This window comes from Rhodococcus sp. BE178 (assembly GCF_050433545.1).
Taxonomy (GTDB): Bacteria; Actinomycetota; Actinomycetes; order Mycobacteriales; family Mycobacteriaceae; genus Prescottella.
This window is the reverse complement of the sequence record NZ_JBNPXA010000006.1, coordinates 62,813-75,191: the sequence shown is the minus strand read 5'-3', so window position 1 is coordinate 75,191 and position 12,379 is coordinate 62,813. Positions and strand designations below refer to the sequence as shown.

At 67.7% G+C, this 12,379-nt stretch carries 12 protein-coding genes and 6 tRNA genes; 3 read left to right on the top strand and 15 right to left on the bottom strand.

Going from position 1 to position 12,379, the window contains the following annotated elements:
• The first annotated feature begins 108 nt into the window (after positions 1-108).
• A complete protein-coding gene (locus tag J2X34_RS13140) occupies positions 109-885 on the top strand; it encodes an SDR family NAD(P)-dependent oxidoreductase (protein WP_429517661.1) in 777 nt (258 codons plus the stop codon).
• A gap of 20 nt (positions 886-905) precedes the next feature.
• Here J2X34_RS13140 and J2X34_RS13135 read toward each other — a convergent pair whose 3' ends face one another.
• The 4 genes from J2X34_RS13135 to J2X34_RS13120 form a co-directional block, all read right to left on the bottom strand.
• Positions 906-1,472, bottom strand: a complete 567-nt coding sequence (locus tag J2X34_RS13135) for a TetR/AcrR family transcriptional regulator (RefSeq protein WP_174908379.1) — start codon at positions 1,470-1,472, stop codon at positions 906-908.
• Positions 1,473-1,483: 11 nt separating this feature from the next.
• The gene (locus tag J2X34_RS13130; protein ID WP_429517659.1) at positions 1,484-3,106 is read right to left on the bottom strand and encodes an FAD-binding protein; all 1,623 of its coding nucleotides are present in this window, start codon (positions 3,104-3,106) and stop codon (positions 1,484-1,486) included.
• A 35-nt stretch (positions 3,107-3,141) separates the two neighbouring features.
• Positions 3,142-4,320, bottom strand: coding sequence for a 3-hydroxy-9,10-secoandrosta-1,3,5(10)-triene-9,17-dione monooxygenase oxygenase subunit (gene hsaA, locus J2X34_RS13125; protein WP_429517657.1), 1,179 nt, complete (start codon positions 4,318-4,320; stop codon positions 3,142-3,144).
• A 309-nt stretch (positions 4,321-4,629) separates the two neighbouring features.
• Positions 4,630-5,232 carry a TetR family transcriptional regulator gene (locus J2X34_RS13120; RefSeq protein WP_114720848.1) on the bottom strand — a complete coding sequence of 201 codons (603 nt, stop codon included), beginning with the start codon at positions 5,230-5,232 and terminating at the stop codon, positions 4,630-4,632.
• 314 nt (positions 5,233-5,546) lie between these two features.
• On the opposite strand from J2X34_RS13120, the gene J2X34_RS13115 reads away from it, so the two are divergent.
• A complete protein-coding gene (locus J2X34_RS13115; protein WP_114720845.1) occupies positions 5,547-6,305 on the top strand; it encodes an IclR family transcriptional regulator in 759 nt (252 codons plus the stop codon).
• A gap of 32 nt (positions 6,306-6,337) precedes the next feature.
• On the opposite strand, the gene J2X34_RS13110 is transcribed toward J2X34_RS13115, so the two are convergent.
• From J2X34_RS13110 to J2X34_RS13065, 10 genes are all read right to left on the bottom strand, one after another.
• Positions 6,338-6,414 (bottom strand) — tRNA-Phe (locus J2X34_RS13110).
• Between the two features lie 54 nt (positions 6,415-6,468).
• Positions 6,469-6,542: transfer RNA gene (locus J2X34_RS13105), tRNA-Asp, on the bottom strand.
• Positions 6,543-6,661: 119 nt separating this feature from the next.
• Positions 6,662-6,738, bottom strand: a tRNA-Phe gene (locus J2X34_RS13100).
• Positions 6,739-6,793: 55 nt separating this feature from the next.
• Positions 6,794-6,867 (bottom strand) — tRNA-Asp (locus J2X34_RS13095).
• 49 nt (positions 6,868-6,916) lie between these two features.
• A tRNA-Glu gene (locus tag J2X34_RS13090) sits at positions 6,917-6,989 on the bottom strand.
• A 114-nt stretch (positions 6,990-7,103) separates the two neighbouring features.
• Positions 7,104-7,760 (bottom strand): TetR/AcrR family transcriptional regulator, encoded by a 657-nt coding sequence (locus tag J2X34_RS13085; protein WP_114720842.1) that lies wholly within the window; start codon positions 7,758-7,760, stop codon positions 7,104-7,106.
• Between the two features lie 385 nt (positions 7,761-8,145).
• Positions 8,146-8,218: transfer RNA gene (locus J2X34_RS13080), tRNA-Lys, on the bottom strand.
• A 392-nt stretch (positions 8,219-8,610) separates the two neighbouring features.
• Positions 8,611-9,348: an MBL fold metallo-hydrolase gene (locus J2X34_RS13075; protein ID WP_174908371.1), complete on the bottom strand. Its 738-nt coding sequence runs from the start codon at positions 9,346-9,348 to the stop codon at positions 8,611-8,613.
• Positions 9,349-9,444: 96 nt separating this feature from the next.
• The gene (locus J2X34_RS13070; protein ID WP_429517867.1) at positions 9,445-9,987 is read right to left on the bottom strand and encodes a hypothetical protein; all 543 of its coding nucleotides are present in this window, start codon (positions 9,985-9,987) and stop codon (positions 9,445-9,447) included.
• 35 nt (positions 9,988-10,022) lie between these two features.
• Positions 10,023-10,415, bottom strand: coding sequence for an MmcQ/YjbR family DNA-binding protein (locus J2X34_RS13065; protein ID WP_174908369.1), 393 nt, complete (start codon positions 10,413-10,415; stop codon positions 10,023-10,025).
• Between the two features lie 81 nt (positions 10,416-10,496).
• Between J2X34_RS13065 and J2X34_RS13060 the strand changes: the two genes are divergently transcribed.
• Positions 10,497-11,099, top strand: a complete 603-nt coding sequence (locus J2X34_RS13060) for a hypothetical protein (RefSeq protein ID WP_174908367.1) — start codon at positions 10,497-10,499, stop codon at positions 11,097-11,099.
• Here J2X34_RS13060 and J2X34_RS13055 read toward each other — a convergent pair.
• On the bottom strand, positions 10,998-12,305 hold the full coding sequence (locus J2X34_RS13055; RefSeq protein WP_429517653.1) for an MFS transporter: 1,308 nt from the start codon (positions 12,303-12,305) through the stop codon (positions 10,998-11,000). The two genes, J2X34_RS13060 and J2X34_RS13055, sit on opposite strands and share 102 nt — an antisense overlap.
• Positions 12,306-12,379: the final 74 nt, after the last annotated feature.

Below are 12,379 nucleotides of genomic sequence, written 5' to 3'. Positions count from 1 at the left end.
GGCACTCTCCCACTCCGCGGGCGAACCCGGGACCGCCATACCAAGCAAGTGCTAGGTTGCCTGTAGATTCACGAGAACGCCATTCACCACGACACCCGGGAGCACGCCGTGACCACCTCATCGCCGAGTTCGACGCCCACCACCGCCCTCGTCACCGGCGGTACCGGCGGCATCGGCGCAGCCATCGTCCGCCGACTCGCCGCGCAGGGCCACAACGTGGTGCTCACCTACCGGTCCAATGCCGAGGCCGCCGCGAAGCTCGTCACCGAGATCGAGGAACTCGGGGTGCGCGGCGCCGCGCACCGCGTCGACCTGTGCGACGTCGACCAGTTGGGCGACCTGGCCCGCAACACCACCGCCGACTTCGGCGGCCTCTCGATCCTGGTCCACGCGGCCGGACCGCACGTTCCGATGGTCCACCTGTCCCGCGTCGAACCATCCACGTACGCACAGCATCTCAACGACGAGGCGACCGCGTTCTTCGCCGTCGTGCAGGCCTGCCTACCGGCCTTGCGGGACGCGTCGGGCTCCGTGGTCGCGGTGACCACCGCCGCCACCGACCGCTACCCGGTGCGGGACGGCCTGTCCGCCGGCACCAAGGGCGCGGTCGAGGCACTCGTGCGCGGATTCGCGGCCGAGGAGGGCCGCTACGGTGTCCGTTTCAACGCCGTCGGCCCGGGCATGCTCACCGACGGAATGGCCGAGCGCCTGATCAGCTCGCAGAGCCTCGACCAGCGGGCCCTCGATGTCACGATGAGCCGCATTCCGTTGCAGAAGTTCGGGACTGCCGTCGACATCGCGGAGGCCGTCTGCTTCCTCGCGAGCGACAAGGCCGGATTCGTCACCGGCCAGAAGCTCAACGTCGACGGCGGTTACACCGTCTGAGCCCGGGACCGGCCCTTGGATCACGGCAGGATCATCCGGGCCGAGCCCTCGAGCCGGTCCGCGATATGCCCGTACGAGTCGTACCCCATGCCGGCCCGCAGCAGCGCGCCCGCGTAGAGCATCTCGAGCGCCTCGAGCAGCTCCTCGTCGGGCTCGGGGCCGAGGGCGTCGAGTAGTCGCTTCCGGATCTCGAGTCCGATCCGCGCCCGCAGATGCACCACGTCCGGGTCGCGGCCGAGCAGCGCAGTCGTGACCGCGGCCGCCAGTTCGGGCTCGTCCGACACCAGGAGGGCGACGCTGCGCAGCACCTCGACGACCCGCGTCGTGCGGTCGTCCGAGGGCGCATGGTCGCTCGACATGGCGGACAGCCGGCGCCAGAAAACCTCCGCGACCAGGTGTTCCTTCGACGAGAAGTAGGTGTACGCCGTGGCCGGCGCGACACCCGCCTGCGCCGCCACCAAACGAACGGTCAATCCGGCGAAACCGTTCTCCCGTAGCACCTCCACCGCGCACCGGGTGAGCCGCGAGACCGTCTCCGCCTGCTTGGACGTCAGACGGCGGCGGGTCGATTCGTAATTGCCAGACACATGTCCGGAGGCTACGCGACGGTGGAATTCCGCGCGACGACGGCCCCTGCTCGACGGCCCGAGTACACGCAGTCCGCGATCGACAGACCGCTGACGTACGACTGTGAACAGATCCCCACCGCGTTGCGGCCGGCCGCGTACAGTCCCGGGATCGGGCGGCCGTCCTCGCCGGTCACCGCGCCGGTCACCTCGTCCACGACGAGACCGCCCAACGTGAGCACCGGACACGGGAAACCTGCCTGCACGCGGATCGAGCAGTCGAACGCGTAGAAGGGGCCGTCGACCAGCGGCGTGACATGCGCGGAGTCCTTGCCCATCGCGTCGGGTCGACCGTCGCGACGGTCCGCGTTGTACCGCTCGAGTGTGCGCGCGAGCCCCGCGGGATCGATCCCGGTACGACGGGCCAACTCCTCGGCGGTGGCACCCTTCTTGTGTCCGGTGCTGAAGAGATACGTGGTCTGCAACCGCTGGAACCACAGCGTCTGCTCGGGCACCTGCCGCTTGGCGTCGGCCAGGACGCGGGAGTCGACGACCAGGTACGCGGCCACATCCGTCTGCTCGGCGATGTGCTCGCCGATCTTCGCGCCGTAGTACAGCTCGTTGCAGATACGCTCGCCTTCCTTGTTGACGAGGATGCCCTCGGTCATCGCGATCGGCGGATTGAAGAACCGCCACGCCGACACCCGCTCCATGCGGTCGGTCGCGCCGCCCACCGACTGCCCCAGTCGGATGCCACTGCCGTCGTCACCGATCGTGCCCAGCGCGGTGCCGCCCAGATACCGCGGCGCGTGCTCCTTCAACATCTCTCGATTGAAGGCGAACCCGCCGGCGGCGAGGATGACGCCCTTGCGGGCCCGGTACCGGCGCACCACCGAGTGCTCGCGCTCGATCCGGCGGATCGGACCGTCCATGAGCCGTCCGATCGGCCGGTAGTACAGGTTCATCTTGCGGTTCCACGAGCCGAGCAGCCGGTGCAGAGCGCGGCGCGCGGTAGCCCCCGGATCCACCTCCCGGCACTCGATTCCGATCACGGTGCCGGCGTCGTCGGTGATGAGCGACGTGACCGTGGTCTGTCGGCGTACGTCGATCCGCCGCTTGCGCGCGGCCTTCTCCATCGCGGAGAAGAAGACCTTGCCCGACGTCCCCCGCCCCTTGGTGCGGTGTCCGCGCGGCGCCGGCTCGGCGACATCCTTGTACGGCAGCGCGAGTTCGTTGCCCGAGTAGTACAGGTAGTAGTCGTTGGTCGGGTACGACGTCTTCCGCGGCGCCATGCTGCCCTCGAACGGCACCCCGAGCCGCTCGAGCCACTGCAGGTTCTCGACACTGCGCTCGCAGAAATCGTCGAGCAGTTCGTCCGAGACCACACCCGACGTCTCGAGCTTCAGGTAGTCGAACATCGTGGCCGGAGTGTCGTGATCGAATCCGGCCTCCTTCTGCTGCGCCGTCCCGCCGCCCGCGTAGTAGATGCCGCCGCTGATGGCCGTGGCACCGCCGCCGTCGAAACGCTCGACCACCAGTACCTGTGCGCCCCGGTCGGACGCCTCGATCGCCGCGCTCGCGCCGGCCGCACCGAAGCCGACCACGACCACGTCCGCCTCACCGTCCCAGCGATCGGACCCAGTGTGCACCTGCATGTTCCGCCTCCTCCTCGATCCGCTCGCGCGGCGCGTCACACCCACGCGTCGCGAATGTCGTGCCCCAGTTCGCTGCGCCCGAAGAGCGCCAGAGCCTGATGCGGGTCGTTGATCACGTGCGCCCGGCCCGCGTGCGCGTCGCGCCAGAACCGCTGCATGGGGGTCCCCCGCCGCAGCGCGGCACCACCGGCATGATCGAACAACCGATCGATCGCCGCGACCGCCATTCCGGTGGCGCTCACCTGATCACGACGAACCTTGGCCCGCAGGGACAACGGCAGTCGATCACCGTTCTCCGCGAGCAGGGACAGCCGGGAAATGTTGCTGTCCAACTGCATCCAGGCGAGCTCGATGTCGCGGGTGGACTCGGCGAGGGCCATGTGCACGTGGTTCTCGTCGGAGTTGAGTCGCCCGCCGATCACCATCTGCACCCGTTCCGCGGTCAACGCGGTGAACGCGGAGTACGTACCGTCGGCCATCCCCACGATCGGCGCCGAGATGGCAGTGGAGAAGACGACGGAGAACGGAAGACGGTACAGCGGAGCAGGATTCACATCCTGACCAGGACCGACGCACTGCACGGTCGAGGCGAAGCTCAGGGTGCGGTACTCGGGAACGAAGGCATCTTCGATGACGATGTCGTTGCTGCCGGTGCCCCGGAGTCCGACCGTGTCCCAGACGTCGTCGATCGTGTAGTCACGAGCCGGCACGAGAAACGTGCGGAAGTCGATCGGGTCCCCGGCGTCGTCGACGACCAGACCACCCACCAGAACCCAGTCAGCGTGCACCGACCCGGACGAATAACTCCACCGCCCGGAGAAGAAGTACCCACCGTCGGAAGCGATCGCGCGGCCCATCGGCGCGTACGCCGAGGACATCAGCGTGTCCGGGTTCTCGCCCCACACGTCGTCCTGTGCGCGGGGATCGAACAGCGCCAGGTGCCACGGGTGTACACCCACGACTGATGCGACCCATCCCGTGGAACCGCACGCACTCGCGAGCGCCCGCACCGCCGCGTAGTAGTCGCGCGGATCGGCCTCGTGGCCGCCGAATCGACTCGGCTGCAGCAACCGGAAGTGCCCGGCATCGGTGAGTGCGCGGATCACGTCGACGGAGACCTCCCGAGCGTCCTCGACATCCTGGGCCCGTTCGCGCAACTCCGGCAGGAGCGCCTCGATGTCGCGCAGTACATCCGCGACTTGCCGGTCACCCATCGAGCCCCAATCCCCGCCGAGGTCATCCCGGCCACGTCCGAACCGACCGATACCTCGGACGATCACCTCCACTGGCCCAGAGATTAGAACAGGGTACAGATTTTGTCGATCACCGGAGCGGGCAACCGCTCGGCGAGCGCCCGTCGCGAATCACCGACCCGCCATTCGACACATCATCCAAACTGGTCAAATAGCCATTTCAGCGCGCGGAACCGTCTCCCCGGGTCGCGGCTCGGGCGCGTCCCGGAAAAGCGGTGGAATCTGTTCTAGATACTCGCCCGAGGAGAGGGCGTTCGCCCGGTCTGCCGCTCAGCCGTAGTCGGCGAGTACCAACCCGGCGACGTCCTCGACATTGCGCATGGCCTGCGCGTAACTGATGCGCCCGGCGATCCAGAGCGCCATGGCCGACAGCATGGCCCCGTCGATGGCAAGGATCGCCGTGCGCGCCACGTCCTCCGGGACCCCGTCCATCAACTCGAGCATCGCGGCATGGTTGTCCGCGGCCCGACGCCGCATGGACTCGCGCACGTAGGGGTCGGACGACGTCGTCAGTTCCAGGTCGAGTCGCGCAAAGTTGGGCCCGCGCTGAAATGCCCGCATCTGCCGTCGATACAACGACACCACGCGATCACGGACGCTGCGGGGATCCCTCGTGTCGGACTCGCGGGCACGTCGACGCTCGGCGGCCAGCTTGCGCGACAGCCGATCGTTCCAGGCGACCATCGACGCGGCCATCAGGTGCGCCTTGGTCGGGAAGTACCTGTACAGGGTGCCCAGCGCCACCCGCGACCGCTCGGACACCTCCCGCATCTGGATGCGGTCCGGTTCCACCTCCTGCAGCAACTCGATCACCGCGTCCGTCAGCGCCGCTCGCCGCGCCCGCTGGCTCGACGTCATCTCCGCGGTCGCCATCGGAGCCTCGCACTCAGGTCGCACCCGGCCACGGTAGCCGACACACAACCCGCGCGACGCCTGCGCCCCAGCCTCTAGATTTGAAACAATGTTCTCGTTTACTCTGAAACACTGTTCACCATCGAGGGTTTCGACAACCAGTTCGTACCGATGAGTAACCGGCGACCGGACACTCGCGGCCGCCCCCAGCTTGGCGCGGCAGCGGCGGGGTGGGTATAACTCAGGTATTGCTCGGTATTACTCGGTATTACTCGGTATTACTCGGTATTACTCAATGGACCGGATCTCCGACTCGGCCGGCGATTGGAGGACACGTGACTGTCATCGACGACAACCTGGATGTCTCGGCTTCGAGCGTGCCACCGACCATGGCCGAGCGGATCACGCTGATCCTCGATCAGTTCGACGGCGCCGGCACCCGGCTGACCGCGGAAGAACTGGTCCAGCTGACCCACATCCCCCGGTCCACCACACATCGGATCCTGGACCAGCTCACCCAACTGAACTGGCTTCGCCACAACCGCTTCGGATACCGCCTCGGCTGGCGGGCGATCGCCCTCGGGCGCAGCACCGAACGCGACGAACTTCGGGCCGTCGCCGCCCCGCACCTGCATCAACTCCATCTGCGGACGCGACTGATCACGCACCTGTCGGTGCTCGACGGCCGTGACATCGTGTGGCTGGACAAGGTCGGCGGACGCTGCGCAGACTCCATCGCCACACGCGTCGGTGACCGCAGCCGAGCGGATCGCACCGTCGAGGGGCGCTCGATGCTCGCGCTGTTGCCCCCGGAGCACGTCGACGCGCTGTATCGGGGTGCGCTGGCGCCGGCGGCGCTGTCGGACCTGCATCGGCAACTGGGGATCATCAGGACCCGCAGCGGCCGGGCTTGGGACACCGATCCGTCCGGCGTGCTGTCAGTTGCCGCCGCCATGTGCTCCGGCGAAACCGATTCGGCCCAACTGGGTTGCATCTCGCTGCGCGGCCGGGTCCACACGGATCAGCTGCAGCGGGCCCTGCCGCTGCTCGCGGGGGCGACACGGATGATCTCGGCACGAATCGCCGAGGGATGAGGGAAGACCGAGGACAAGCTCGGTACTCGAAGTGGTGGCCAGAGCCGGGATCGAACCGGCGACCTTCCGCTTTTCAGGCGGACGCTCGTACCAACTGAGCTACCTGGCCGGAAGACACCCGAACGAATGTCTGTCGCATCGAACCGTATCCGACTCGAATGAGCGACCCTGACGGGACTCGAACCCGCGACCTCCGCCGTGACAGGGCGGCGCGCTAACCAACTGCGCCACAGGGCCTTGCTGTTACTGCTGGTGGAACTGTACTGCTGCCACGGGAGCCGGCACATGCAAGGGCTTGCATGCGAAGACTCCGCGATCGAGTTGTCATCCTCGTTGCGGAGTCTGTCGACTTCCTGTGGTGGCCAGAGCCGGGATCGAACCGGCGACCTTCCGCTTTTCAGGCGGACGCTCGTACCAACTGAGCTACCTGGCCGGACGGCACCCGAACCGAATGCCTATCACGCCCCACCGTTTCCGGTGAGACAAAGCGACCCTGACGGGACTCGAACCCGCGACCTCCGCCGTGACAGGGCGGCGCGCTAACCAACTGCGCCACAGGGCCTTGCTGTTACTGCTATTCAACTGTACTGCGTACTTCAACGAGCGAAGCGTACCCCCTACGGGATTCGAACCCGCGCTACCGCCTTGAAAGGGCGGCGTCCTAGGCCGCTAGACGAAGGGGGCCCGTCGGATTGCTCCGGCCAGTACCCTCAACGGCGTTCCGTTGGGAGCTTGCATAGCTTAGGGCACCGATTTCGCAAACCACAAATCGCCTGATCAGGGGCCGCAAAGGCGGAATCACTCCGGCCCTGCGGCAACCGTCTCCACCGGCCATCCCTCACGGCGCCACTTCTCCAGCCACGCCTCCGACGCCATCCCCGCGAGAACCACCTCGAGCGTCTCCTCGAACCTTGCCCGCAGGTCGACCTCCTGCGCCGTGAGGTCGGACATGTACCGCTGGCCGGCCAGACCGGCCGCGAGGACCCGCGTGAACTTCTCCGCGTCGGCGCCCTCCCGGACCAACCCCTCGCGGCTGGCCCTCTCCACCAACTCGTGAGCGGAACCACCCCACACGCTCGCCCCGCCGTTCTGCACGTCGGAGTAGAACTCCGGCTCGATGATCAACCGGAACTCCGCCTGCACGATCGCGTCGGACAGGAACATCCGCGCAACGTCGTCGATGAGACCGTGCAGTACCTCGAAGGGGTCGAGATCCGTCCGGCTCATCCACCGGTCCGTCGTCTCCTTGAACTTTTCGAGAGCGGCGCCCAGCACCGCGCGCCCGAGCTCCTCCTTCGATTCGAAGTGGAAGTACATCGCGCCCTTGGTCGCGTGCGAACCCTCGAGGATTGCATTCACCGACGCTGCCGCGTATCCGCGCTTGCTGAACTCGACTGCGGCCGCTTCCACGATCGCAGCGCGAGTCCGCCGCGCACGTTCCTGTTGACGTGCCATTGCGCTACTCGCCTCCGAAAGCCGTAACGCCGGCCGATTGATCGGCCAGCTGCCACCCGCCCGAAAACCAGACTAGTCCCCTTGTGCCCGGGTCCGAAACAGCAATGCCCTGACCTCGGGCTTCGACGACACAGGCCCAAAAACACACCGAATGGTATAATTTTCCCGGCTCGGGTGTGCTGCAGGGGGTGCGCACCCGAGCCGTTCCACAGCCGGAATTCCCCGGCGCCGCACAGCCGGGCATCTCGGATCCGGGCAGCGGAAAGCTCCGGCCGCGGAAGCGGCCGCACCGCGCGTCGAATCAACTCGTCGACCGATGCCGCGCATCACCCGGAACACCGAGAGCAGAAGACCCCCGCCAGGAAGATCCTGGCGGGGGTCTGAGTGCCCCCAGTAGGGCTCGAACCTACGACCTGCGGATTAAAAGTCCGTAGCTCTACCAACTGAGCTATAGGGGCGTGCGGGCAGCAGTCTAGTGGGATCCGCCGGCTCGTGGGAACTTCGCCCCCGACAATCGCGATCACGACGAGGATCGGTGCAGCGCCGGAGTATCCGGCCGTCGGTGTACCGGCGAGGGAGAGTGTGCCGCACCGGTACACCGACGACCGCCCTCCCCCGAGGGTTCGACGAAGGGCCCTCATCGGGAAGAAATGGCGAACGCCCCGTCTCCAGACTGACGGGGCGTCCAGCAGAACCGTCGACAGCACCCGAAACCGACGGTCGACCTCTGCGCGAAGAGGCATCAACAGATCACCACACCGCACCGGGTCACGGAAGGCCTGACGCGGATGTCGGGAGCAAGGACCCACGAACGAGGGACGAAGGGCCCACGGTCCCGGACGATTTCGGCTCAGCGCCGCCGGCGAGCCAATTCGGCGTTCAAGCGCTCGTCGTACGCGACCGCCAGTTCACGCAGCGCCGTGGGACAGTCGCCGTGGAAGGCCGGACCGTGCATCAGTCCCAGCACGGCCGGGTCGAGATCGGCGAGTTCGGACAGCGTCGACCCGAGCGCCGGGGTCAGCGCCGTCGCGTGCCCGAGGTCCTCCGCGGCCAACGCCGGTTCGACGATGTCGTGTTCGGTCTGTGCGGGCAGTTTGCCGAATGCGGTGAAGAAGTCCCCACACAGCAACGTCGACGTCGTCTCCTCGAACATCAGGCCGGCGTCCCAGCCGTGCGGAATGTGCGGGGTCTCGATACGCCGCACCCGGCGGCCACCGATGTCGATGACCTCGCCGTCCTGCAGTGGGCGGGGCGGGCGATCGGCGAGGTATCCGACCTGGACGAAACACCCCATCGCACCGTGCGCCACCTCGGCATCGGGAGCCGCTGCCAACCAACGGTTCATCGAGCCGCTCTCGTCGGCCTCGACGTGTCCGAACGTGATCCAGCGCAGCGTTTCGACAGGTAGCAATCGGGCGGCCGCGACCGAGACGGAGGGGAACAGTACGGGCAGACCGGTGTGGAAGAGCAACGGCTCCTCGCCGAGGATCAGGAACTGGTTCATCACCAGATTCGCGTCGTCGACGAACGTCGACAGACGGAAGATGTCGGCTGCGATCTCGGTGATCTCAGTGGCCTCGGTATCCACGGCTCTACCTCACAAACGCGCCCCCTGCCCAGACTGCGCCGACGACGGGTTCGGTGCAAGACGAGGGCGCGCCGACCGACCTCGCGCGACGGGCGATCACATCTCTGGCCCCGGCGCCTCCCCCGACGACTCCGGCTCCCGCTGATGAAGATCGGCGCGCAACTCCGTCAACTCCTCGCCGCGTTTGCGGTACCGGACGTTGAGGAACACGACGGCCGCGAACACGAGAACACCGATGATCGCTCCCCACAGCGACGCTCCGCGGAACCCGGGCGCGTCGACGTCCAGCGTGCGTTCACCCGCGTGCGCGGCACTGCTGCCACCCAGGACCACTGTGAGCGTCAGCAGGTTCGGGATCGCGAACACGAGGCCGAGCACCAGACTCGTGAACACCCAGACCCGCGCGTGCTTGCGATGACGCGAGCGCCACGCGAGATAGAACAGCAGCAGCGGAACCGCCGTGCACAGCGCCCCGTACAGCAGCCCCCACGTGATGCCCTGGGCAAAGCTGCCCGACGACAGCGAGCCGACACGCTGCGCCCACCAGCGCGGCAGGAATGCGGCCAGGATGAAGTACGCGACGACCAGTGCCGCCAGGATCACCCCGCCCCAGATCGCCTTCCTCGCCCACGGAGGCATCCCCGCCTTGGACGGTGTGGTGGTGGAGGTGTCGCTCACTTCGGTCCTCCCGTCGTCGGCGCCCCGTCCTCGGCGAGAACGATGCGCGCCAGGGTCTTCGGCGCGATCAGCGTGTACGACGTGCGTAGCCACTCACGCAGTTGAGCCCACCATTCCTCGCCGCCGTCGGGCGGCACCGCGGTGGAGACCCAGCCGTGTCGACCCAGTCCGTAGCCGGCCGGCTCGATACCGGACTCGGTCGCCACGACCGCTGCGGCCTCGTCCACAGGCAACTTGAACGACAGGCTCGTCGCGTCGGCGTCGCTGAAGACGAAGTTCTTGCCCCGCACGCGGAAACTGGGGTGCCCACCCCACTCCTCGATATCGACCCGCTGAGCCTCCGGCAGTTCGTCGACGATCCGCTGCAGGCGGCTCATGTTCGCGACCATGGCGCGATTGTGTGCCTCCCACACGCACGGCCGCAAGACTTTCGACGGGACGATGCGGTCTCTCGATGGTTCGATGGGGCGGTGACTCGAACACCGGCGACCACGAACACGCGCACTCGCGGCATCACCGCCGTCATCGAGGGGTTCTTCGCCTTCATGTGGTTCGGCTGGGGATCGGCCGAGGCGCCCGACTGGCTCCGCACGGTGCTCCTGGTGGGTCAGGTGGTCGCCGGACTCGTCGTGATCGTGGGCATCATGACGGCGGTCCGCAGCACCGGGGAACACACTCCGATGGCCGATCCACAGGTACGACGGCGGTACAACGTCGTCGTGGGCGCCGAGTTCGGGGTCCTCTTCGCCGGTGCGATTCTGCTGGGATCGCTCGGGCTCGGGGCGTGGACCGCGGTGTGGATCTGCGCCGGTGTCGGTATCCACTTCTTCCCGTTGGCCCGAATGTTCGGCGACCTGTGGCTGGTCCCGCTGGGCGTGGCAGTCACCGCGATCGCGGTGGTGGCGCTCGTCGTCGGGCTGGCCACCGACGTCGCACCGAGCACCGTCACCGGACCGGGCGCCGGACTGCTGCTACTCGTCGCTGCCGTCGCGGTGCTCGCGACGTCCCGGCCCGCCGGCCGACGCCCGGACGCGTCGACCCGGTCCGGGGCGCGACTGCCGGAACATCCCTGAGGCTCCTGCTACTGCGATCACCAGCAGCACACCGACGAACCCGACCGTCGCCGGCCAGCCGCCCCACGCATAGGCGACACCCGCCGCGGCCCCGGCGACACTCGACCCCAGGTAGTACGAGAACAGGTACATCGACGACGCCTCCGCGCGATGCTCGGTGGCGAGCAACCCCACCCATCCGCTGGCCACCGAATGCGCGGCGAAGAAGCCGCCGGTGAACAGCAGCATCCCCAGCAGGACCAGCGGCAGCAACGGCGTCAGCGTGATCACCAGCCCGGCCGCCATCACCGCCACCGCACCGAGCAGGACCGTCGCACGCCCGAATCGGTCCGCGGCGGCGCCCGCCGCAGCCGACGTGTAGGTGCCCGCGAGGTACATCAGGAACACCAGACCCACCAGCGCCTCGGGCAGTGAGAACGGCTCCGCGAGCAGCCGGAAGCCGAGGAAGTTGTAGGCGGATACGAAGCCGCCCATCAGCAGGAACCCCAAGGAGAACAGCGTCGCGAGCGCCGGATTACGAAGGTGTCCAGCCAGATTCGCGAGCACGATCCGCGGATGCACGCGCTGCGGCCGGAAGTTGCGCGACGGCGGGAGCTTGCGGGTCATGACCACGGCGAGCACCAACGCCAGCACCGACGCCGCCTCCATCGCCCAGCGCCACGACGCGACGTCGAGCACCACCGACGGGACGAGCCGGCCCACGAGACCGCCGATCGTGGTGCCCGCGATGTACCGACCCATCGCCGATCCGAGATCGCGGGAGCCCACTTCCTCGGCGAGGTACGCCATCGCGACCGCCGGAATCCCGGCCAGTGCCATCCCCTGTACGGCCCGCCCGACCAACAGCACCTCGATGCTCGGACTCAGGGGCACCAGCACCCCGAGCACACTCGACACCGCCGCGGAGGTCACCATCACCCGGGTCCGGCCGAAACGCTCCGACAGCACGCTCGCCGGAATGATCGCGACGGCCACCATGCCGGTCGTGACCGACACCGCGAGCGCGGCCACCGCCGGGGCCACCCCGAAGTCGTCCGTCAGCGCCGGCAGCAGCGCCTGCACCGAGTACATCGAGACGAACGTGGTGAGTCCGGCCGCGAACAGCGCGAGGGTGATCGCGCGGTACTCCCGCGATCCTCGGGTCGGGCGATCGTCGCGCGGGTTCGTCGCCCCCGCGACCGTCTCTCCCGCGACCGTGTTCTTCATGCATCTGCCTCCGTCGACCATCTTCGCGATGCGACGTAGACAAAGGAAATGCATTTCTCAACAGCTGTTGATGC

Coding starts and splice junctions, on each gene's coding strand:
- J2X34_RS13130 (WP_429517659.1), bottom strand. CDS start 3,106: ATGCAGGTGCACACTGGGTCCGATCGCTGGGACGGTGAGGCGGACGTG.
- hsaA (WP_429517657.1), bottom strand. CDS start 4,320: ATGGGTGACCGGCAAGTCGCGGATGTACTGCGCGACATCGAGGCGCTC.
- J2X34_RS13120 (WP_114720848.1), bottom strand. CDS start 5,232: ATGGCGACCGCGGAGATGACGTCGAGCCAGCGGGCGCGGCGAGCGGCG.
- J2X34_RS13085 (WP_114720842.1), bottom strand. CDS start 7,760: ATGGCACGTCAACAGGAACGTGCGCGGCGGACTCGCGCTGCGATCGTG.
- J2X34_RS13070 (WP_429517867.1), bottom strand. CDS start 9,987: ATGCCTCCGTGGGCGAGGAAGGCGATCTGGGGCGGGGTGATCCTGGCG.
- J2X34_RS13065 (WP_174908369.1), bottom strand. CDS start 10,415: ATGGTCGCGAACATGAGCCGCCTGCAGCGGATCGTCGACGAACTGCCG.
- J2X34_RS13055 (WP_429517653.1), bottom strand. CDS start 12,305: ATGAAGAACACGGTCGCGGGAGAGACGGTCGCGGGGGCGACGAACCCG.